Raw genomic sequence first — 21816 nt, forward strand, 5'->3', positions numbered from 1 at the left:
AAAGCCTATAAAACCCGATACTTGCGGTTTTAAATATCGATTGTTCTAAAAGTTAAATTTATTCTAGGACTTTTTACTTTTTTTGTTGGTGGCAAACGATGGAGCCAATTTGTTTGCGTTTTCCCTTTCATAACCAATAAACTACCTTTTTGTAAATGGATGGAAACCGTTTGTTTTGTTTCTTTATGTTTAAATAGGAATTTGCGTTCTGCTCCAAAACTTAATGAACCAATTGCACCATTTTTTTTCAAATCTTTTTCGCCATCACTATGCCAAGCCATTCCTTCGTCTCCGTTATGGTAGAGATTAAGTAAACAAGAGTTAAATTTTTCTCCTGTTTTCGTTTCTATAATCTCTTTGAGTTCTAAAAGTTCTTTAGTCCAAGGTAGAGCGGATTTAGTGGTTTTTGAATAGGTATAATCAAATGGTTTATCTCCATACCAAGCTACTTTGCGTTTAGTGATAATCAATTTACCGAAAATGATTGCTTTGTCGTTTTCCCATTGAATATTCTGTAATAATTGGTCGAAATAATATTGTGCTTTTTTTGTATTCATTACTGAACCGTAATAATTTACTTCTCCATCAAAAGGTAATATGTTAGCGTTTTTTGAGGTATTAAATAAGTCCATTTTTCCAAATTTTATAGTCTGCCCGCAAACAATGTCCACAAGGTCTGAATCCAATTTTTTTGGCTTGTTCGGTTGTTTTGAAAAAAAACACGGTTTTTAGTTTTCATTCTTTTGCCCGATTTGCATTGTAAAGTTCCATAAATTTTTAGATTGAGATTTCCGCCAAAAACGATTTCCTTTCGCTTTATTTTTTGATGAAGTTCAGCATTATCAATGTCTATATGTTTTATCATTTTATTAGCTGTTTGCTTCGTGAAATATAACACCTAAAGTATGTCGTTCTCCACTCATTACTTCACTAACTCCGTGTTTCATATTTACCCGATAATAACCTTTTGTTCCTTTTATTGGTCGGAAATTCGTAGTAAAAATGAGCATTTCTCCTTTTTTTAGTTTTAAAACTATGGCTTTAGATTGTGCTCTTGGTGTTTGTTGTGTCAAAACAAATTCTCCTCCTGTGAAATCTTCATCTGGCTCGTTTAAAAAGAGAACGGTTTGCATTGGGAAATAAACATCTCCATATAAATCTTGATGCAAAGTATTAAAACCGCCTTTTCCATATTTTAAAATCAGCGGTGTTGGTTTTAACTGATTATTTTGGTGGCAAAGCGATTGCAATTCTTCAAATGTTTCGGGAAATATTTTATCAATATTTAGCACTTTCATCCAAAGGTTTGCAATGGGTGAAAGTTTAGGATATATCGTTTCTCTTAATGTTTGAATGATTTTGGGAAGTGGATAATCGAAGTATTTATATTCGCCCAAACCAAAACGGTAGCGTTCCATTACAACCGTTTTCCGATACAGGTTTATGTTATTGTATTCTTTTATTAGTTCATTGCATTGTTCGTCTGAAAGTATTTTGGGAATAATGGCGTAACCTTTCTCGTTCATTGATTCAGATACGGATTGCCAATCAATTGTCGCAAGTTTTGTTTTTAAATTCTCCATTGTTATACCGTAATATTTGAAGTATTTATTTTTGATGCTTCCCAACCAATAATAGCAGTTTTTCGAGTTGTACCCCACATATAACCGCCAAAAATTCCTGTGGATTGAATAACTCTATGACACGGAATTAAAAAAGCAATAGGATTATTTCCGATTGCAGTTCCGACTGCTCTTGATGCTTTCGGTTTTTGAATAAGGTTTGCAATATTTCCGTAAGTTGCTAAATTTCCTGTTGGAATTTTCAAAAGCGCTTCCCAAACTTTCAACTGAAAATCCGTTCCTTTTAGGTGTAGTTTTATCTTATTAATTTCACTCCAATCTTGTGTATAAATCTTTAGAGCATTTTGTTGAATTTCGTCTGTTTGTTGAATAAAACTCGCTTTTGGAAAGCGTTTTTCCAGTTCTGAAAACGCAATTTGTTTGTCGTCCGAAAAACCCATATAACAAATACCTTTGTAAGTAGAAGCAACTAAAATTCGCCCAAACAAACTTTCTGCGAAACTATAGTTTATAGTCAAGTTTTCACCTTTGTTTTTGTATTCTCCAGGTGTCATTCCCTCAATTTTCACGAACAAATCGTGTAATCTTCCCGTACCCGAAAGTCCTGTTTTATATGCAGTTTCAAATAAAGTAGTTTTTGAATTATTAAGAATTTGTTTTGCGTGTTGAACGCTAATAAATTGCAAGAATTTTTTTGGGCTAACACCAGCCCAATCTGTAAACATTTTTTGAAAATGAAAAGGACTTAAATAAACTTTTTTTGCAATCTCCTCAAGAGTAGGTTGTTCTGTGTGGTTCTGTAGTATGTATTCAATAGCTTCCGCTATTCGAGTATAATTTATATATTCTTGCTCGTTCATTAAGTTCAAATTTTATACCAGCAAAAATAGAATTGATTTCACTCCTATAAAACCCGAAACTTGCTCAATTTGTTTTTTTATTCCGTACGATTTTATTCTCAATTTATACATTCTGAATATCGTTTTTTTCAATTCTTGTATTAATTGTAACCATATTTATTTTCTATCAAACCGTTTCTTTAAAATTATTTTTTTCTTCTTTGTTTTATCTTTTCTAGGCGCAATAAAAATGATAATTAATATTGATGTAATAATTAATATCCAAAGCATATGTAAAATAATTTTTTAGAGTTTCTATGGCATTAAAGCTAACGTGTTGCCGCTTGTGGCAGTTGCGTAAATTTATAACAAAAGATTACAATTACAAAACTCCTCATTGAATTTTCGGAGACCCGAACGAAGTGAATAGGCGAAGCAAAATTCCGAACACAAGCCGAGCCTAGCAATTGCTACAAACGGCTTTTGTGCAACGTTTTATTCACTTATCAATTTTTCACTTTTTCTAATAATTCCTTCATATTTTTTTAATTCGAAAGAAATATTGCTTTCACCTGTTGGTTTACCTGTTATTATTAATTTCCTTTGTTTTTTATTCCAATTTATTATATATGAAGTAGCTGTATATTCTTCTCTAAGGTCTATGCTGTAACCTTTTATTTTTGCTAAAGAATCAGTAAGATAAAAATAAATATTTTCGGATTCAATTGTTTTTATAGGTTTCGTTCCCTTCAAATAAATAGTTGATTTAATTTCGCCATAATTCACGTTTCTATTTTCGACTATTTTTAAAATTTGATTTTTATCATTTAACCAAACTTTTAAAGTATGATTCTCTAAATTAAATTCTTTTATTGTTAGAATAGAATCTTTATCAATGGAGTTAACTTCATTATCAATTTCGGTGAGTTTTTTTTCTTGACCAAAAGTTAAAAATCTAATTAAGATTAATATGATTGTTAATGTGTTTTTCATAAATGTTGCACAACGTCAGTTTGTCTAAAAACCGTTGTTTATATTAAAATTGATTATATATAAGAGTAAAAATAGCGGATTTAAGCTACACAAAAAAACTTTTTTGGATGTAATGTTTCATCATTGCAAAAATTAAAAAAAGTTAAGTAAGCCTTAAAAAAGCAACTTACATCCCAAAAATATAAGTTCAGTATTTTTAGATACTTTTTTATCAATCAAGTTGAATATTCTTCGCAGATTTTAGGCTGTAAAAATAAGACGTACATCTACCGAAGCATGTTTGATGGTTTTCTTGGTCATGGCAACGAATAAGAGAATAACTAAAACGCTTAAAACGACGTGTTCATCAATCTTTAACTGATGATGTTTCTTATCATAATTTTTCACAATTATTTTTCACCCAGTTACTATCGCTATAATTGGATATTATTTCGCCTTTTTGATTAATTCGAATATAAAAATTCTTTTTAATATTTGCTTTAGTTTCTAATTCAGTTCTATATACATCAACAGGCTCGAAATCTATTATATAGCTATATTGATAAATTGTCTTTTTATATAAGTTTTGTATGGAGTTAATTTCTTTTTTCCATTTGGTTATTTTTTGCTGAAGTTTGATTTCAAATGATTGGTCTAGCAAAATTGGTTTTATCTTAACCAATTTATCTAATCTTCCTTCACAACTGTCAGGTTTAAAGTTTCCACTTTCAATATATTCAGTTACATCAACCATTTCTGGAATCATATTATTCATTTCATACTTTTTTCTATCATTACATGAAATGAAAAGCATTAAAGAAAATATGATAAGTATTAGATGTTTCATTTTTAAAGTATGGTTTTGGAAATGTCAGCTAACGTTAGTTTGTCTAAAAACCCTCGTTTATTTTAATTTGTATTAGAAATTGAAGTAAAAATAGCGGATTTAAGCTACACAAAAAACTTTTTTGGATGTAATGTTTTGTCATTACAAAATTTAAAAATAACTAAGAAAGCCTTAAAAAAGCAACTTACAGCCCAAAAATATAAGTTCAGTATTTTTAGATACTTTTTTAACACATTTGGTGGTGTATGAAATGAAGTGTTTATTTTTTTAGGTATTTCATGATACCGCTTCGCTAAATGGAGAGGCGTACTCTGTTAGTTACTGATAGAGTCGTCTATTCGATTAGCAGTAGGTTTTTATAATTCATTCAATTCGTTCAATATCTCAAAAGCCATTATTTCAAAGCTTTCATACAATTCTTCAAAGGTAACAGTTTCGTCGTATAGTGTTTCATGATCAAACATAACAATTGGACAATCATTGTTAGTCTTTCGGTTTGTGTCAAAACATACAATTCCCCAATCACTATAATGAGCAAAAGGGATAAATCCTTTTTTTATTAGTTCTTCAGGTTCCCAATAATCAAAATAGTATTCTGTCAGGTTACTTTTCCAATCTCTAATGCAATGTTTAAAGAAAGTTACTTCTCCAACACTTTCTAATTCGTAAAAATGTTTGTATTTCAAAAAATCTTTATAAAGATTGGGATATTTAAGTTCAATTTGATTTTCTAGTTCGAGAATGTCATCGTCAGTTACTTTGCTAGTAACAGCTTTCCAAGGAATCCAGTCGCTTTTTTCTTCGACTACATTATCAATCATTTCGTTCGGCATATTCGAATGTGGGAAAAGCATTAAATTGGTCTTTTTTAGACTTGTCAATGATTTATCTACATATTCAAAAATTTCTTTTCCGTTCATATTTGTTTAACTTACTGATTATTAGTTTATATGCGAAAATTTCTGACTACTTTCATACCGTATTGGCAAGATTGGCGAAAGTTTGTTTTGTTTTTTTGTTTCTTTAAATATAGTATTTTTTCTCATAAAGGATTAAAATTCCCCTATGGGTGTTAAATTTTTACAGGTAGTGGTGCTACTTTAAAAATTGAACCTTTTAAAAGCAAGTGCAATATCGTGTTTACAGCTGCAGGGTATAGTAAAACACTGTGCATCATAGTAGGTTGCTACAGTAATGGGTACTGTTACACTATGCATTGTAGTAGGTTGCTATAGTAATGTGTACTGTTACACTGTGCATTATAGTAGGTTGCTATAGTAATGTTTACTGTTACACTGTGCATCATAGTAGGTTACTATAGTAATGGATACTGTTACACTGTGCAACATAGTAGGTTACTGTAGTTTTTAGTACATAGGAAATGTTTTAAAAGTTCAAAAAATAAAAAAGAGACTCATAAATAAGTCTCTTTTGGTTTAATTTGCATTGATATATTAAAAAAATTAATATAAACTTGGAAATTTTAGCGGATTAGCTTCATGCATTATTGCATAGACTTTCTCATAAATATCTTCTGCACTTGGTTTAGAGAAATAATCTCCATCCGTTCCGTATGCTGGTCTATGGGCTTGCGATGCTAATGTTTGTGGTTCGCTATCTAAATGGTTATATGCTTTTTGGTTTTCTATTATCTCTTGAAGAATGTAGGCACTTGCTCCACCTGGAACATCTTCATCAATTACTAATAAACGATTGGTTTTTGCAACGCTTTTAACAATGTCATGATTTATATCGAATGGTAGAAGAGATTGTACATCAATTATTTCTGCGTCAATTCCAATTTCTAAAAGTTCTTTAGCCGCTTGTTCTACAAGACGTAGCGTTGAACCGTAAGAAACCAGTGTAATATCGGCACCTTCTTTTATTGTTTCAACAATACCAATTGGTGTTTTGAATTCACCAATATTCGTTGGCATTTTTTCTTTCAAACGGTATCCGTTCAAGCATTCAATAACTAATGCAGGCTCATCAGTTTCTAATAAAGTATTATAAAAACCAGCTGCTTTAGTCATGTTTCTTGGTACTAAAACGTGAATTCCTCTAATAGCATTAATTATCATTCCCATTGGAGAACCTGAATGCCAAACTCCTTCCAAACGGTGACCTCTAGTTCTAATAATTAAAGGGGCTTTTTGTCTTCCGTGAGTTCTATATTGAAGTGTTGCTAAATCATCACTCATGATCTGGATGGCATACAACAAATAATCAAGGTATTGAATTTCTGCAATTGGTCGTAAACCTCTCATTGCCATTCCAATTCCTTGTCCAAGAATTGTTGCTTCACGAATTCCAGCATCTGCAACACGAAATTCTCCGTATTTTTCTTGCATTCCTTCTAACCCTTGGTTCACATCTCCAATATTTCCAGAATCTTCTCCAAAAATTAATGTTTCTGGGTGTTTCGCAAAAATGGCATCAAAATTATCTCTCAAAACCAAACGTGCATCTACATCTTCAGCAGTTTCGTCATAAGTTGGTTTTACTTCTTTTACAGAGTAAATATTAGTATCTGATTGTGAATGTAAGTGAGAACTAAATTTTGGTTGAATTTTTTCAGTATAGTTTGTTATCCAATTTCCAAGTTGCGATTTTCCACTTTCATTGATAACTAAACGCAATGCTTTTCTTGCTGTAATTAAAAGATCCTTACGAATTGGTTCTTTTAGACTCGCTAAATCATTGCTATATTTTTCTAAAAACACTTTATTGCTACTTGAAGCGGCAACAACTTGTAATATGTTTATTAATTCTTCTTGTTCCGCTTTTATTGGAGCAGTAAAAGCTGCCCAAGCTGCTTTTTTTCCAGCAAGAACTTCTTTTTTTGTTGCAGAGTCAATTTCTTCAATTTCTTCTTCAGTTGCAATGTTGTTGTCGATCATCCAAATCTTCATTTGTGAAAGACAATCGAATTCTGTTTCCCATTCTAAACGGTCTTTACTTTTGTATCTTTCATGACTTCCAGAAGTAGAGTGACCTTGCGGTTGTGTTAATTCATTAACATGGATTAATACAGGTACATGTTCTGTACGAGCAATTTTGGAAGCTTTTTGATAGGTTTCAACCAAAGCAGGGTAATCCCAACCTTTAACTCTTAAAATCTCATATCCATTAGTACCATCTTCTCTTTGGAAACCTTTAAGTATTTCCGAAATATTTTCTTTTGTAGTTTGATATTTTGCGTGTACAGAAATTCCATATTCATCATCCCAAACACTCATTACCATTGGAACTTGTAAAACACCAGCAGCGTTTATAGTTTCAAAAAATAAACCTTCAGATGTTGATGCATTTCCAATTGTTCCCCAAGCTACTTCATTTCCTTTATTAGAAAAATTAGTTAGATTTTCTAAACCAGAAACGTTTCTAAATATCTTAGAAGCTTGTGCTAAACCAAGTAATCTCGGCATTTGCCCAGCAGTTGGTGAAATATCTGCACTCGAATTTTTTTGCGCAGTTAAGTTGTTCCAGTTTCCATTTTCGTCTAAACTATGTGTTGCAAAATGCCCACCCATTTGACGACCAGCACTCATTGGATCATTATTAAGGTCTGTGTGACCATATAATCCTGCAAAAAACTGTTCAATATTTAAAGCTCCAATTGCCATCATAAAAGTTTGATCGCGATAATATCCTGAACGGAAATCACCATTTTGGAAGGCTTTTGCTAATGCTAATTGAGGCACTTCTTTTCCGTCTCCAAAGATACCAAATTTAGCTTTTCCAGTAAGAACTTCTCTACGTCCCAAAAGACTACATTCTCTACTAGTTATTGCTATTTTATAATCATTGATGACTTCAGTTTTGAAATCTTGAAATGAAAGTGTTTCTTTAGCGACAGAATTACTCATAGATATATAAATATTGATGTTGCCACAAATGTAATTAAATAGCAATAAAAATGCAATACCTAAAAGCTTATTTTTTTTATAATTAGTATTAATATTGGATTTTTTATAAAAATATACTATTAAATATGGTTTTAAGATGAGTTTTGTTGAAGATAATTCAAAGAAAATGAAAATGTTCAATTAAAACCATTTTCTCGTAAATAAAGAAATTAATGTTTTTGGACTTATTGTAATTATAAAACGAATTTTTTGTCCATAATTATCATCATTTAACTCAAAACCATTTTTAGAATATACTGGCAAAAATAGCTCAAAATAATCAGGAACCAAATTTAAATGTATACCAGAATCATAAACAAATTCGGTAGGCATAAATTTATTTTTTAATAACCCAACATCACCATAAACTTGTACCCAATTCCAAATGTTGAATGAAGCATTAATGGTTGTCATCCATTGGTTTGCATACCTTGTTTTTAATCGTGATTTAAATCCGCCTTCTTCACTAACAAACTGCTGACTAAATAATCCTGTTGATTCACTTCGCCCTATTAGGTTAGTTTGGAAGGTATAATCGGTTGGTTTGTCTAGACCAAAACTAAAGAAATTAGATCCAGTACTTCTATAAATGAAATTTCCAGCAAACAATCTCAGACTCAATTGTCTATTATTCTCAAACAGTTTTCTATAGTTTATTTCACTTGTGATGTTTCCAAATGAATTGGAAATTTGAACTTGATTATTAATACTAAAGTGTTTTGTACTTTCGGATTGAATGTTTCCATAGGAAGCACTAAAAACCGAATATTTAGAAGCTATAGTATTTACTTTTACTGCTGAACTTGCTTCTTTATCAATAAATAGTTGTCTAATTTGGATGAACTCTTTTTTGTTTGTCCTTAAATTTTTATCTCTAAAAAGGAATTGTATTGAAGGGATAAAACGAGTGTATTTTGCGTTTGGTGCGTAATGAGATTGTATACCACTTAATGAATATATTATTCGGTAAAGTTTACCTTCGTCTCTAATATAATCATCTACTCTTACCGAAAAATTACCTATTATTTTTCCTGTATTTGTAGAATAGTAGGGTGCAACACTAAAATTGAATGGTTTGTTTAATAATGACTTATTATTCAACCGTGGGCCAATTGCGATTCCATCGTACAAATTGAATTCAAATTCTGGAACATAGAATAATTGATTAAAATGAGGTTCTTCTAAATCTGTATAAAAATTCAGCTTTAAAGGTCTGTTGTTGAATAAAAAACCACCTAATGATTTCCAGTTGTTTCTTAAATTATATTCAGGGACTTCATTTTTATAATTTAAAACGAACTTATCTATATTTTCTCTATCAAAGACAAGAATTGTGTCTTTTTTTATGTTTTCTATCCAAATTTTTGAAATTACAGAGTCATTCCTAAGTTGGTAAAGTGAGATTGGAACATTAGTATTTGTTTTGTTTTTTACTTTTATAGTTATTTTATCTTCAGTCTTGGTTATTTTTCCGAATTTAAAATCAATTAATTCCCTTGTTTCTATTAATGTTCTAAAGAACCAATTAATGTCTTTTTCTGTATTTTTCTTTAAGATAGTTTCAAAGTCTATTTTGTTGGTTTGGAATTCTTTGTTCAATTCTATGAATTCTTGAATTGAATTTAGAACAATATCTTTTTCTAAATAACTATCTAAATATTTAAAACTTAAACCAGCTCTGTATTTGTTTGCAATTTGTTCGTTAAATTTAATTAATCTGTTTTTTGGTTCATTTAAAGGTTGGTCTAGATTTTTTCTAGCCATTAACATGTATAAATAATTGTATTGTTGGTTAAAATCTAAATTTACAAAGTGAAAAGATTTTAATAGTTTAAACTGAGATAAACTTCCTGTCATTTTCTTTTCTGGATGAAACTCATCAATGTATTGCATCATTAAAAACACCTGAATTCCATCATAGATCCATTGTTCTTTTCTAGGTGTTAATTGTAATGAAGATTTGAGGTAGTTGTTTAAATATGTTTTCAGAAACATTAGCTCAAACATGAACTCATTTGTAAACGGACTTAAAAATGATGGTAATTGATTTAGTCCATAGAAAGGTTGACGACTATAATCTTCTTGAGATACAATTAATTTATTTCTAGGACTTTTTCCTATTTTTTCATTAACAAAACGTGTAATTTTATCTATAATTACCGCTTTTTCTACATCTTCTATTTTAGAATTAAAGTTAGAAGAAACCTCAATGATATCGTTTTTATAATTAACAAATTCTTGTTTAGTTGTAAATACAGCAGTAACATCAAACTTATTACTTCCTTTAAATTTAAATATATAATTTTCCTTGGTAGATTCTTCTGTCTCATTATTTGCGTTTAAATCAGAAGTAACGGTGTAGTTTTTTGGTATTTCAAATTCAATTTCATAATCTGATGGAGCATTAGAAATATCATCTAAATTTTCATTACTTTGAATTACAAACTGTCTGTTTTCGTATCGGGTAGGAGAAAGGAACCAGTTTTTAAGATACATTCTGCCTTCATCATTAAAACCATATTTCGTAAATCGATCATTTGGTATTTTTACAATGTATGAAAGTGTTATTTTTTGATTTGAAAAAGGTAGAATCGGATTAACTAAATCCAAATAAACAATATCAACACGATCTTCATTTCTATGCCACTTTAATTGTTGAAATTTTGAATCGAAAGCATTATTAATTTTTGTATATCCTCGATCTTCGTCTTTAGCTAAATGAAAAGCTCTTATAAATTCATCAGAAAACCGACGCGCTAAACCAGAAGTTTTAGATGAGAAAGCGTTATTCCAATCGTTAAAAACGATGGTTTTAATTGTATCTGCCGTTGCATTTACGTAGGTTAACTCTTGTTTAATTTGAAGTATTTTTTCATTTGGATTTACTCTAACTTGTAAAATAGAGTTGTGCTGGGCAAAGCCAAATGAAAAAAGGAATATAAAAATTAAACTTTTGATTTTCAAAATACTGTTTTATTTAAGATTGCAATTTTAATGAAAAGTTGCGTTAGTTTACTTTTAAATGTACTATAATTTATTAAATATGTCAAAATACTTTTACAATTTCCTTTTTTTTGAGGATTTGTTAATAAAAACAGCTATTCGAGATAGTTTTTTAGCAAATAAATAAACTAACTTTGAATTTAAAGATAATTATTATGCTCCAAAAATTACTTTCCTTAGCTCTTTTCTTGCTTTTTAATGTTTCTTTTTCACAAATTGTGATTAATGAAATTGACGTTGATACAGACGGAACCGATCAACTCGAATTTATTGAATTGAAGTCTTCTACAGCAAATTTTTCTCTAGATGGCTATGTTTTAGTTTTGTTTAATGCAGGTAGTTCTTCTCCATATTCAAATACAGTGAGTTATTTTACTTACGATTTGGATGGATTTACTACAGACGTTAACGGTATTGCTCATTTTGGAAACACAATGGTTTCTCCTTCTCCAATGGGGAGTTTTTTAAATGGAACTATTCAAAACGGACCTGATGTTATTGCCTTATATCAAGGTAATCCTTCCGATTTTCCATTGAATACTAATGCTACAGCAACAAATTTGATAGACGCAGTTGCTTATGCAACCAATTCATTTCAACCTTCTAATATGATGTCTATTTTAGGGATTACATATTGTACAAATGAAAATCTAAACGGGCAAAAAGATACACAATCGATTCAGCGAAAAAATGATGGTACTTATGAAGTTAAAAATCCAACTCCAGGAGTCAATAACGACGGTTCTGGTGTTACTATTAATTTTGTAACTGTTACAACAGATCAGGCTTTCTATACAGAAGGAGAAAACTTCATGCTTACTTTTACAACAGATACACCTGTAACCAATCAAAATCTAATAATTAATTTTACCCTTGTTAATGGTAATTTTATGGTTAATGATTATTCTGGTGGAGGAGGTTTAACTGTTACAATTCCAATTGGTCAAACTACAGAAAGTACGACACTTACACTTGTTGATGATTCAACAAATGAAGGAGATGAAGAAATGTTGATAGATGTACAAACGCTACCTTTTGGCTATAGTTCTAGCAACGATAATATAATTATTAGAATTTATGATAACGATTATATTGTTGAAACGTATGGGACTCCTTTAAATCCTACCTATGGATTAGTTACTCCAACAATTCCAGCAGGTTATTATGATTCTTTAGAAGGTTTGTCTGGTGCTTCATTGAAACAAGCTATTCAAGATATTATAGCAAATCCATCTGTGGTTCATGCACATAATTATGGCGATATTTATGACATCTTAAAGGTATCAGATATAAATCCTGAAAACTCAAATCAGGTTTGGGAAATGTATGTTGAATCGCCAATTGCAATTCTAGATCAGCAGTTTAGCTCTAGTAATATTGGAGTGTGGAATAGAGAGCATATTTTTCCACAATCTAGAGGAGGTTTTTCTGGAGGAACAGATTCTAATCCAGACGGAATTAATGTATGGTTGCCTACAAATGCAAACGATATTTTAGCGGGTCATGCAGATGCACATCATATTCGTGTGGAAGACGGAGCAGAAAATTCAGCTAGAAGTAATAAAGATTTTGGATTGGATTATAACGGACCAGTCGGAAGTCAAGGAAGCTGGCATGGAGATGTTGCAAGAGCGCTTTTTTATATGGCCGTACGATATAATAGTTTAGGTTTAGTTAACGGTGATCCGTCTGACAGTACAGACGATCAGTTGGGGGATTTAGCTTCGTTATTACAATGGAATACTTCCGATCCTTCTGATGATTTTGAAATGAATCGTAATAATTATATTTATACGTGGCAAGTAAATCGTAATCCTTTTATTGACTATCCTTTATTAGCAGATTATGTGTTTGGTTCTAATTATGGAGATACTTGGTCGTTTGCATTATCGAATCAGAATTTTTCTACTGCCAATGTAAAAGTGTATCCTAACCCAACAACCGATTATTTAATGATTTCAGGAATTGAAGGAGCTGCTACTGTTGAAATATATACTTTAACCGGACAATTAGTGCATAAAAAACCTTTCGAAAATGCTATTCGATTGAATATTGATTTGACGTCTGGTATTTATTTGGTAAAAGTTTTGAATGGTACTGAAAGTGTTGTTAGAAAAATAATTGTTCGATAAAACACTTTTAAACTCACTTGTTCCATTGTAATAATGGAATAAACTTATAAAAAAAGTCAAATAGAGCATTAAAAAAATGCTTTTTTTGACTTTTTCTACATCATTCAATGATTGATGTAATCATTTTTTAATTTTTATATTAGTCAAAGAAACAGACATACATCTAGAACATAATTTTATAGCTCAGATTAGGAATGATGATTGCTTCTCGATACATTTCTACGCTTTGATTGGTAAAATTAAATCGATGTCCAAAGTTTTCTTTATATCCATTAGCATTAATTATTTTTAAAGATAGTTTTTGAGATGTTTTGGCTTTATTCCATTGATAATTAGCTGTGAAATGTGATACAAAACTAGCTTGATTTTGCAAACTAAAAGGATTACTTTCATTGTAAATAACATCTTGTTGGTTAACAGAAGCTGCAACATCTATTGGGGAATAACGATCTCCGCCTTGATAACTTAATCTAAAGTTTAAACTAAATAAATTTTGGTTTTCTTTTCCTGTTTTGAATTCTTTCCCTGCTAAGCAATTGATAAGAAAATTTCTATTGAACTTGGTGTTAAACCATTCATTATTAGTGGTTTTAAATTCTGAATTGAATATTGAAGCAGAAATTAGATAATAAAATCCATTTGTAATATATTTTTCAAGCATAAGATCGATACCATAATTTCGTGCCATTCCTTTATTATTAAAAGTATCTGTAACGAACCAATTATCTGTGTTGTTAATTAGGGATTCGTTTGTGTTTTGTATAATAGGTACGTCGAATAAATGTTGATAATAGGGTTCAATTCGTAAATGTAAATTATTAGAACAGTTCCAATTATACCCTAATACAACATGATGTGCTTTAGTAAAATCTAAATTCTTATTCGTTTGTTCATTTGTGTTTAACGGTTTAGAGAAATAGATGTTCAAATTTTCTAAACGACTGTGAAGTCCATAACCAAAACTAATTTCATGGTTTTCTTTAACTTGATAAGCAATTCCTAATCTCGGTTCAAAAGTTTTGTTATTATTAAGTGTAAATAATTGTGTGTTTAATCCCAAATTAAAGGTAAATTTATGATGTGATAATGTTGTGTTATAAAAACCAGAAAGTAATGTACTTGTTCCTTTTTCTGAAATCAAGTTTTCATAAGAATTATTAATTGTTTCAGCTAAGAATAAATTATAATTCATAATTACAGCATTCATTCCTGCTTTATAGGAATATTTAGCGTGTACCTTTTTATTGAAAATAGATTTGAATGTGATATTATAATTGGTGTTTTCAATTTTACTTTTCGGTTGTAAATCAAAATTGGTGTCTAATTGTTGTGTAGTAAAATTTAATCCACTGGTAGAAAGAGCTAATGTAGTACTTAATGAACCCCCATTTTTAAGAAAGAAACGGTTATTAATACCTGTTGCACCCATATATTGTTTGGCAACTTCTTTTTCTTTATCTTCTTCATAGTTCCATAATTGACTATCTTTTTCAGATTCCTGACCAGATGTGTCAATAAGTCCAATTCCCCAAAAGGAGAATGTTCCCGTTCTTTTAGTTGGTAATTTAATTTTATAAGCTAAATCTTGGTATTTTATTCCTTCTGCTTCATCAGGTAGTAAAGATGAAATTAAACTTAATGTTGAGTATCTATAGTTGACTAAATAGGATGAGTTATTGTTCTTACTTAAAGGTCCTTCAGATGCGAAATCGATACCAATTAATCCAATTTCAGAAGTATGTTCATGATTTGAATTGTTTCCGTTTCTCATTTGCATATCAAAAACTCCAGACAGCGCATTGTTGTATTCCGATGGAAAAGCACCAGTAAAAAAATCTGAATTGGCTAATAAATTGCTACTTAAAGCACTAAGTCCACCACCACCAAAAGTACCTAAGTCAGCAAAATGATTTGGATTTGGAATTTCAATACCTTCCATTTTCCATTGCGTAAATTTGGGAGCATTTCCTCTAATTGAGATAGCGTTATTACCAATATTACTTGCAACACCAGCAAAAGAAGAGGCTAAACGAGCAGGATCGTCAAATCCACCTGCATATCTATTTGCTTCTTCAACGCTTAGCATTTTGGCACTCACTAAGGCTTGTTTATTAATTGATTTTTCTTTTTGGACTTTTGCTTTAACAATAACTTCATTTAAAGTAGCAATGTTTTCAGTAAGCCGAATAGTAATTTGTGCCTCCTTAGAAGAGGAGAGAAGTATGTCATTAACAATTATTGTTTCAAAACCTAAGAAAGTTGCTTGAAGATTATAGCGTCCAGGTGATAAATTCTCTAAAACAAAATTTCCGTTTTCATCTGTTGCGGTTCCAATAACATCTGTTGTGTTTAAAACAAGTATATTAACGAATGGTAACGGTTCTAAAGAAGAAGCATCAATAACTTGTCCTTTAATGTTTTGCTTGATTTCTTGTGCTTTCAATAGCTGAAGTGTAAAGCAAGCAATTATTGTAATCCAAATTCTTAAAAACATAGTTTAAATCTTTATCGAATGAGGAACAAAGTTATAAACGCATTAAGGTGACTACAATACTGATTTATCAGTATATTGTTAGGCTAAATTATGTTTCATTGCATATTCTATGGCTTCGAAAGAATTGTTTGCATTTAATTTTTTTAAAATGTTTTGTCTGTGTGTATTTACGGTGTGAATACTAATGGACAAATTATCTGAAATTTCTTTACTTAGAAAACCTTTTTTTACAAAGCTTAGAATTTCTTCTTCTCTTTTGGAAAGTAATATTTTATTGGTGCTTACTTCATTTACATTTTCTGTTTGTCCTGTTTTCACATTGACTAACTGACTAATGACACCGTTTGAATAGGTTTGATTTGGGGAAACATCAATAACGCTTAAAGCCAACCAAATATTTCCTTTTGCATCGAGTTCTAATACTAAGTGTTGTTCTATAATTCTAATATATTCATTATTACCGTTTAATATTCTATAATCGTTTTGAAGTTTGTAATCTTTTCTTTCAATTTCTGGTAATGTATAGTAATAGTTGAGTAAGGAAGTTCCGTTTTGAAGGAGAGTTAACATATCATCTGGATGAATTCTAGAATTGTAATATTCAGTTCCTTCGTTCTCAATTTTGTTTAAATCATATCCAAAAAGGTCATTAAAATTATAGGAATTATAAATATGCTCTTTTTTATGAAAATCAAACACAGATAAACCACTATTTTTAATAGTTGCCATTTGGTTTAAAAACGGAATTTGGTTTTCAAAAATGGAATAATCTAAAAGAGATTCATCAAATATTTGTTTCTGAATGGTTTGATAATAATTATTGAAAGCTTCTTCCATTTTTTAAAATTTGTAGTATAATAACAACGTTTTTATTAGGTATTTATTTCAAGTTTACCCTTTTGTTTAAAACTGAATCTAATTGAAATGATTAACCCAATTAAGCCTCCAATATAGCTAAAGTTATGCATTGAACCCACCATTATAAAACGGTCTTTATGAATAAGTTTATTTGGAAAATACCAATTAGGTGTTGAAGTAGTTAAGAATAATTTACCAAAAAGCAAACCCATTAGACCAATTACAAGCGCAATTCCCGTTGTAATAAGTATTGCTTTTAAAGTTATGAATAACATTTTTTTACCATTTTCATGAATTAAACCAACTGAACCAAGTAATAATCCAGTTAAGAGTCCAACCCACCAAGTTGCAATTACTCCAACTATTGTAACTCCTAATCTTGGGTTATATAACTTTAATTCAGGAGAAGATATGGTTCCTATGTCTTGACCAATATTCCAATTGTTTAAGCCAAACTGTATAAATTTGAATTTTGTATAATATTCTTCAGATATTGTAAAGGTAATTTGATCGTGAATAATTCCATATATACTACTTAATAAAATAGAAATTATTACTATAATTATAAAGGCATGTGATTTTTTCATCTATAAATTACTACAAGTTTTATACTGGATTAATTCTTTGCCAAATTCCTCTTCATTACAAGCTTCAAAATCTCTTGCTATAACAAGGAAATTATCAGATTTTTTAAATGATTTTGAAAAATCATAATGCATTAGTCGTTTGCAAACTTTCAAATAAAGATTAAATACTTGTTGATTCCATTCGTCAAAAGCATCTTCATCATTCCAACCAATTCGATTTGATATTTCACTTGTCTTTAGGTAGTCAGATTGAATTTCTAAAGGGTAGAAGTCAACATCAATAGTTTCATCTTCTGAAAAATAATGCATATCAGGAGCATTATAATGCACAATGAGCTCTTCTTCTTTTAAATTTTCTTCAATTTCTGAAACTAATCCGATTGCAAGTGTTGGTGGAAATGGGTTTTGCATTGAATATTCAAACAAAACGCAATAAACGGGTTCGTCTATTTTTACTTTTTCTAAAATTTGATTCCCAATGTCTTCTATTAAAAAAATTTCTAAACGGGCTAAAACAGATACTATATTTTCTTCATTATTGATAGCATTATAGATTATTCTTTCTTGTCCGTCAGAAGTTCTTTCAATAATTTGTGAAATATTATACTCTAAATCGTAACTAAATTCTCCAAAACACTGATGATTTTGATTTGGCCATTCATATTGATAGCTTTTTATTAAGTTATTTTCGCAAGTATATGTCTTTTGGGTTACTCCATATTCTGAACATTCAATATATTCGAAAGGCATTCCATCTTTGAAGTTGAGATAGCAAATTTTAATGGCTTTTTGTTGTTCGGTGTTACGATATACAGTTGTACTTTTGTAATAATTATCGGTATATTCATAAATAGTATCATAACTAATATCTCCTCCCAAATCTAATTTTTTGAAATAGGTTTTTCGTGTTTCTAAATCAATTTTGAAGTGGTATAAATCATCTGAATCAGGGTCATAATCATCTTCACTTTCAATGAGTAATTTAGCGTCTTTTGGAATTGTTTTGTTGATTATTTCTGAAAAATAAGGTTCAATTTCATATAGATTATGTGTAGAAAGCATTGTAACTAATTTTTCATAGTTAGTTATTGTTTCTTCTAAAAGCCTAAATGTATCTGTAAGGTTGTTAAATTCTTTTTGAATTTGATTTATTAAAAGCGTATTCATCTATTTTTTTGTCCGTTTTAAGATGTAAATGTAGGTTTTCTTTTTCGTAACTGTTCTTTTCTCTTTATCCAATATTCATTAATTGCTTCAATAGACATTGTCTGAATTTCTTCCCATTTTAATTCAGTATCTAAATAGTAATTTTCAGTTATTTCTAACATAAAAGCTTTTGTTTCTTGAAGAAAAGTATATAATTCTTGGTAATTACTGTCCTTATATTTTTGTAGTAATTCATCAACTTCATTTTTAATACAAAGTTCATGGAGAATTAATGTTTTGGTTAGGTGATGAATGGCTTCGTTTTCATTATTTTTATATAAAGACAAACGCATCAAATATAAATACGGTCGACTATAGAAGCCTTTCGACTCTTTTTCAACTATCGAAATAATTTCTGTAAGTTCATTAAGACTTGGTTTTTCAATATTTCCATTATATAGATAACAATATTCTAAAAAATCGGCATAATGTGAATGTGTAGAAGGGTTTTGTTTAATAGAAGTAAGGTGAACTTCGTAAAAGTCTTTTGCTTTTTGTAAAGATTCTTCTGCTTTTAGATTTTCTTGCTGTTGAAGGTAAATTTTCGAAATATCCTGCCAAGCCTTTGCCACATAATAAACCTCAAATGCGTTTTCATCAATGGCATCAATAACTCTTTGATACAATTGTATTGCTTTTTCTATTAAATCAATTCTACTGTATTCTAATCCTTGATTATGAAAAAAATGTGATGCGTCTGTGGTTTCGAATCGGGTTGTTTTTTCAGGATAATAATTTAAAGATTTGTCTAACCAATAATGATATATTGTGTTAGGAAAGTTGGATAAGTCGATTTTAGACCATTTTAAATGATCTTTAAGTTCTTTAAAAGAAGCAGCAAAATAATATGGTAATTGCTTGTTGTTTTTGGTAAATGACTCTAGTTTTTCTTGAATTCTATTTTGTTCATTTTGTTGCGCGTCATTAATTTTTTCTGAAAGAAATATTTTGCTTTCATTTTGAAGATAAGGAAAATAAATTAATTGTAAATAGAAACTCCAAGCCGTAATCTGTTCTAGATTCAATGCTAATGAATTTTCAATATGTAGTTTTGCTTTTTCCCAATAGTTAAATGCTTTTTCGTTGCTAGTTTTCAAAACCGTTTTGTAGGTAACCGCTAATTGATAATCAATTTCGTATGCACTATTAGGCGATTTTAATTTTAAATTCTCCAATGCAAAAACTGTATTCTTGAGTATTTCTTCAATTTGAATATCCTTTTTTGCGACCAAGTGTTCTAATAAAATACTGTAAGCTGCACTTCTTGGTCGCCATAGTTTTTTGCCTAATAAAACTTCCATTTTATCAACCATTGGCAATAAATTAAAAATACCAGTTTCTGTTAATTTTCCACAGGCATTATCATAGTTCATTTCCCAAAAAAGAGAACAATAACCTTTCTTGGCTAACTGTTTTCTCTCTTTTTTGGAAGTATATTGAGTTTTGGTTAGTTCATATAGATGATCTAATTGCGTAATATCATAATTATGAGCATATTCTTTAATCTGCTTTTTAAATGTTTTATCCATTTAAAACGTATTTTCTTCTTTTCCTTTTGTTACTTTTAAAACTTTTGCGGTAGATTGATTTTTATCTAGATAAATTTCTATTTCAATGGTTACATTGGTTTCTTGATACTCTCTATAGATTTCTAAATTTAATACTCCGTCTGAATAAATTACGCTTTTTATTTCATCATACCAACCATCATGAGTGTCTAAAGTAAGATAGTTTTCTGAATAGATTTCTTTATCTTGAATAATCTTGATGTATTCGTACTTTTTATCGCGTCCATTATAGAATAGAATTGGACTTTGGTTATCGCTACAGAATGAAAGTTCTCCCATTTCTTCATCATAAACGCCAATATTGAAGTTTTTTGTTGGAATAAACTTAAATATAGTAGAATCGATAGTATAATTTACTGCTCGATTTTTGTTTTCTTTTTCAAATACAAACTTACCATATATCCAACCCGAAAATTTTTCGTTCTTAACCCAGATAAAATTGTGTAAATCACATCTTTCATTTGTCTGTTTTAAATTTATTTTTTCTTCAGAAATGCTGTCTATAGTAATAATCTCTCCATATGCATTTGTTATTTTATCAATTATATTTTTGTTGATGTCGTAGATTTTGATTGTGTCAGTTAAAATTATAGCTTCATTTTGATATTTTTTTCTTTTGAAACTTAAACTTTGTTCTGTTTGGATATGTTCAGGTGTAGGTTTGTCAATTTCTGAGTCGTCTTTACAACTCGCTAAAGTAAACACTAGTAGTAGTAGGGTAAATTTTCTCATTTTGTTTTTAATTATTAAATTCTAACTTTTTTTGAATTTGTAACTATTGTTTATTAAGTAGTTACAATTTTTCAATACAATAAAGCTAATTTTCTAATTTTAAATAAGAAGATAGTTGAATATAGAATTCAATCTATTTTTTATTCTGTCTATACTGTTTTTATTAATCTCTTAAAAAAGTGATATTGTATAGATGGAATAAAGGTAATCTTTTCATTATTTTAGTTATAGCACAACAAATATAGTAAAACCTATTATTTGTAAATAATATCGTACTGAGTATTTTACATTCAATATGTTTTTTTAGAAACTAATTTTCGTAATAATGAAGTTAAGAGTAGTGTTTTATAAAAATCGAATATACAAAAAATATATTAATAAGTTACTGATTTAGTGTAGTAATTGTTAATATTAAGAAAAATTAATATTATTTAAAAGAATCCATAATTCCGTTTGGTATGCGTTTTGAGCTTTAGTTAATTCTTCACTATTAAAATCAATTTCATTAGAATAGATGGGAATGTGTTTCTTTAGTGTTTGTTTATGACTCAATTTTGTTTTACTAGAAATTTTAGGAATTTAAAAAAGTTATCCAAATTAGTGAACTACTTAATTTTGATATCATCATTCGTATTTAGAACTCCATCTTTACCTTTTGAAATTATTATATATTTAGTGCGATTGTTCTCTACTTCATAATGATATTCGTTTCCCCAAAGGTCAATAGTTATATCTTTTCTTAATGGGTTATTTCTAATAATATCGCTTAGTTTTTCAGGATATATTCCAAAAGCTTCTTTGTTTTTTTCTAAGAGGGTTTCAATTTTAGAAATTTCATCTAAAGTATCATTTTTATTAGAATAGTTATACCTGTAAAAACCTATTAAACAAAAAATAGAGGAAAGAATAAGTAATAAGATACCGTAAATTTTAACATTAGGATGAATCATTGTTTTCTTTGGAAGGCTATTTGCTCTTTCAAACTCTCTTCTTTTCTTTTTCTCTTTTAGAAAATCAAAATGAAGATAATGTAATAGAAAATCAATAATAATATCTAACATTTTTTATAGTTTATTAAAATCGAATA

At 29.4% G+C, this 21816-nt stretch carries 17 protein-coding genes; 1 reads left to right on the forward strand and 16 read right to left on the reverse strand.

Translation table 11 applies throughout. From position 1 onward, the window contains the following. Positions 1–29: 29 nt before the first annotated feature. The 9 genes from L2Z92_RS15370 to L2Z92_RS15410 all read right to left on the reverse strand — a co-directional run bounded on the left by L2Z92_RS15370 (position 30) and on the right by L2Z92_RS15410 (position 11113). On the reverse strand, positions 30–632 hold the full coding sequence (locus L2Z92_RS15370; RefSeq protein WP_236455243.1) for an alpha-ketoglutarate-dependent dioxygenase AlkB family protein: 603 nt from the start codon (positions 630–632) through the stop codon (positions 30–32). Then, the gene (locus L2Z92_RS21535) at positions 619–723 is read right to left on the reverse strand and encodes an RNA-binding protein (RefSeq protein ID WP_379678114.1); all 105 of its coding nucleotides are present in this window, start codon (positions 721–723) and stop codon (positions 619–621) included. Before L2Z92_RS21535 ends, L2Z92_RS15370 begins: the two co-directional genes overlap by 14 nt. Positions 724–869: 146 nt before the next feature. Beyond that, positions 870–1583 carry a 2OG-Fe(II) oxygenase gene (locus tag L2Z92_RS15380; protein WP_236455246.1) on the reverse strand — a complete coding sequence of 238 codons (714 nt, stop codon included), beginning with the start codon at positions 1581–1583 and terminating at the stop codon, positions 870–872. 2 nt (positions 1584–1585) lie between these two features. After that, positions 1586–2443, reverse strand: a complete 858-nt coding sequence (locus L2Z92_RS15385) for a bifunctional helix-turn-helix domain-containing protein/methylated-DNA--[protein]-cysteine S-methyltransferase (RefSeq protein WP_236455247.1) — start codon at positions 2441–2443, stop codon at positions 1586–1588. A 474-nt stretch (positions 2444–2917) separates the two neighbouring features. After that, positions 2918–3415 carry a hypothetical protein gene (locus L2Z92_RS15390; protein ID WP_236455248.1) on the reverse strand — a complete coding sequence of 166 codons (498 nt, stop codon included), beginning with the start codon at positions 3413–3415 and terminating at the stop codon, positions 2918–2920. Positions 3416–3788: 373 nt separating this feature from the next. Next, positions 3789–4241, reverse strand: coding sequence for a hypothetical protein (locus tag L2Z92_RS15395; protein WP_236455249.1), 453 nt, complete (start codon positions 4239–4241; stop codon positions 3789–3791). A 356-nt stretch (positions 4242–4597) separates the two neighbouring features. Continuing rightward, positions 4598–5161: an SMI1/KNR4 family protein gene (locus tag L2Z92_RS15400; RefSeq protein WP_236455250.1), complete on the reverse strand. Its 564-nt coding sequence runs from the start codon at positions 5159–5161 to the stop codon at positions 4598–4600. A gap of 543 nt (positions 5162–5704) precedes the next feature. Continuing rightward, entirely contained in the window at positions 5705–8110 is a 2406-nt protein-coding gene (locus L2Z92_RS15405; RefSeq protein ID WP_236455251.1) for an alpha-ketoacid dehydrogenase subunit alpha/beta, read from the reverse strand. 180 nt (positions 8111–8290) lie between these two features. Then, positions 8291–11113, reverse strand: a complete 2823-nt coding sequence (locus L2Z92_RS15410) for a gluzincin family metallopeptidase (protein WP_319800378.1) — start codon at positions 11111–11113, stop codon at positions 8291–8293. A 194-nt stretch (positions 11114–11307) separates the two neighbouring features. Here L2Z92_RS15410 and L2Z92_RS15415 point away from each other — a divergent pair, with 194 nt between their 5' ends. Then, the gene (locus L2Z92_RS15415) at positions 11308–13284 is read left to right on the forward strand and encodes an endonuclease (RefSeq protein WP_236455252.1); all 1977 of its coding nucleotides are present in this window, start codon (positions 11308–11310) and stop codon (positions 13282–13284) included. Positions 13285–13447: 163 nt separating this feature from the next. Here the strand turns inward: L2Z92_RS15415 and L2Z92_RS15420 are convergent, their stop codons facing one another. The 7 genes from L2Z92_RS15420 to L2Z92_RS15450 form a co-directional block, all read right to left on the reverse strand. Continuing rightward, positions 13448–15778, reverse strand: a complete 2331-nt coding sequence (locus tag L2Z92_RS15420) for a TonB-dependent receptor (RefSeq protein ID WP_236455253.1) — start codon at positions 15776–15778, stop codon at positions 13448–13450. Between the two features lie 78 nt (positions 15779–15856). Beyond that, positions 15857–16615 (reverse strand): LuxR C-terminal-related transcriptional regulator, encoded by a 759-nt coding sequence (locus L2Z92_RS15425; protein WP_236455254.1) that lies wholly within the window; start codon positions 16613–16615, stop codon positions 15857–15859. A 35-nt stretch (positions 16616–16650) separates the two neighbouring features. Continuing rightward, positions 16651–17223, reverse strand: a complete 573-nt coding sequence (locus L2Z92_RS15430) for a hypothetical protein (protein ID WP_236455256.1) — start codon at positions 17221–17223, stop codon at positions 16651–16653. Further along, positions 17224–18390 (reverse strand): hypothetical protein, encoded by a 1167-nt coding sequence (locus L2Z92_RS15435; protein WP_236455258.1) that lies wholly within the window; start codon positions 18388–18390, stop codon positions 17224–17226. Positions 18391–18407: 17 nt separating this feature from the next. Next, positions 18408–19958, reverse strand: coding sequence for a tetratricopeptide repeat protein (locus L2Z92_RS15440; protein WP_236455260.1), 1551 nt, complete (start codon positions 19956–19958; stop codon positions 18408–18410). Next, on the reverse strand, positions 19959–20729 hold the full coding sequence (locus L2Z92_RS15445) for a hypothetical protein (protein WP_236455262.1): 771 nt from the start codon (positions 20727–20729) through the stop codon (positions 19959–19961). Between the two features lie 605 nt (positions 20730–21334). Then, the gene (locus L2Z92_RS15450; protein WP_236455263.1) at positions 21335–21790 is read right to left on the reverse strand and encodes a type II secretion system protein GspG; all 456 of its coding nucleotides are present in this window, start codon (positions 21788–21790) and stop codon (positions 21335–21337) included. Positions 21791–21816 lie beyond the last annotated feature (26 nt).

It is taken from the genome of Flavobacterium jumunjinense (assembly GCF_021650975.2).
GTDB lineage: Bacteria > Bacteroidota > Bacteroidia > Flavobacteriales > Flavobacteriaceae > Flavobacterium > Flavobacterium jumunjinense.

What these genes read in the sequence shown, in the direction of transcription:
- L2Z92_RS15445 (WP_236455262.1), bottom strand. Translation starts at nt 20,729, where the DNA reads ATGAGAAAATTTACCCTACTACTACTAGTGTTTACTTTAGCGAGTTGT.
- L2Z92_RS15450 (WP_236455263.1), bottom strand. Translation starts at nt 21,790, where the DNA reads ATGTTAGATATTATTATTGATTTTCTATTACATTATCTTCATTTTGAT.
- L2Z92_RS15420 (WP_236455253.1), bottom strand. Translation starts at nt 15,778, where the DNA reads ATGTTTTTAAGAATTTGGATTACAATAATTGCTTGCTTTACACTTCAG.
- L2Z92_RS15440 (WP_236455260.1), bottom strand. Translation starts at nt 19,958, where the DNA reads ATGGATAAAACATTTAAAAAGCAGATTAAAGAATATGCTCATAATTAT.
- L2Z92_RS15390 (WP_236455248.1), bottom strand. Translation starts at nt 3,415, where the DNA reads ATGAAAAACACATTAACAATCATATTAATCTTAATTAGATTTTTAACT.
- L2Z92_RS15435 (WP_236455258.1), bottom strand. Translation starts at nt 18,390, where the DNA reads ATGAATACGCTTTTAATAAATCAAATTCAAAAAGAATTTAACAACCTT.
- L2Z92_RS15385 (WP_236455247.1), bottom strand. Translation starts at nt 2,443, where the DNA reads ATGAACGAGCAAGAATATATAAATTATACTCGAATAGCGGAAGCTATT.
- L2Z92_RS15380 (WP_236455246.1), bottom strand. Translation starts at nt 1,583, where the DNA reads ATGGAGAATTTAAAAACAAAACTTGCGACAATTGATTGGCAATCCGTA.
- L2Z92_RS15370 (WP_236455243.1), bottom strand. Translation starts at nt 632, where the DNA reads ATGGACTTATTTAATACCTCAAAAAACGCTAACATATTACCTTTTGAT.
- L2Z92_RS15425 (WP_236455254.1), bottom strand. Translation starts at nt 16,615, where the DNA reads ATGGAAGAAGCTTTCAATAATTATTATCAAACCATTCAGAAACAAATA.
- L2Z92_RS15405 (WP_236455251.1), bottom strand. Translation starts at nt 8,110, where the DNA reads ATGAGTAATTCTGTCGCTAAAGAAACACTTTCATTTCAAGATTTCAAA.
- L2Z92_RS15400 (WP_236455250.1), bottom strand. Translation starts at nt 5,161, where the DNA reads ATGAACGGAAAAGAAATTTTTGAATATGTAGATAAATCATTGACAAGT.
- L2Z92_RS15395 (WP_236455249.1), bottom strand. Translation starts at nt 4,241, where the DNA reads ATGAAACATCTAATACTTATCATATTTTCTTTAATGCTTTTCATTTCA.
- L2Z92_RS15430 (WP_236455256.1), bottom strand. Translation starts at nt 17,223, where the DNA reads ATGAAAAAATCACATGCCTTTATAATTATAGTAATAATTTCTATTTTA.
- L2Z92_RS15415 (WP_236455252.1), top strand. Translation starts at nt 11,308, where the DNA reads ATGCTCCAAAAATTACTTTCCTTAGCTCTTTTCTTGCTTTTTAATGTT.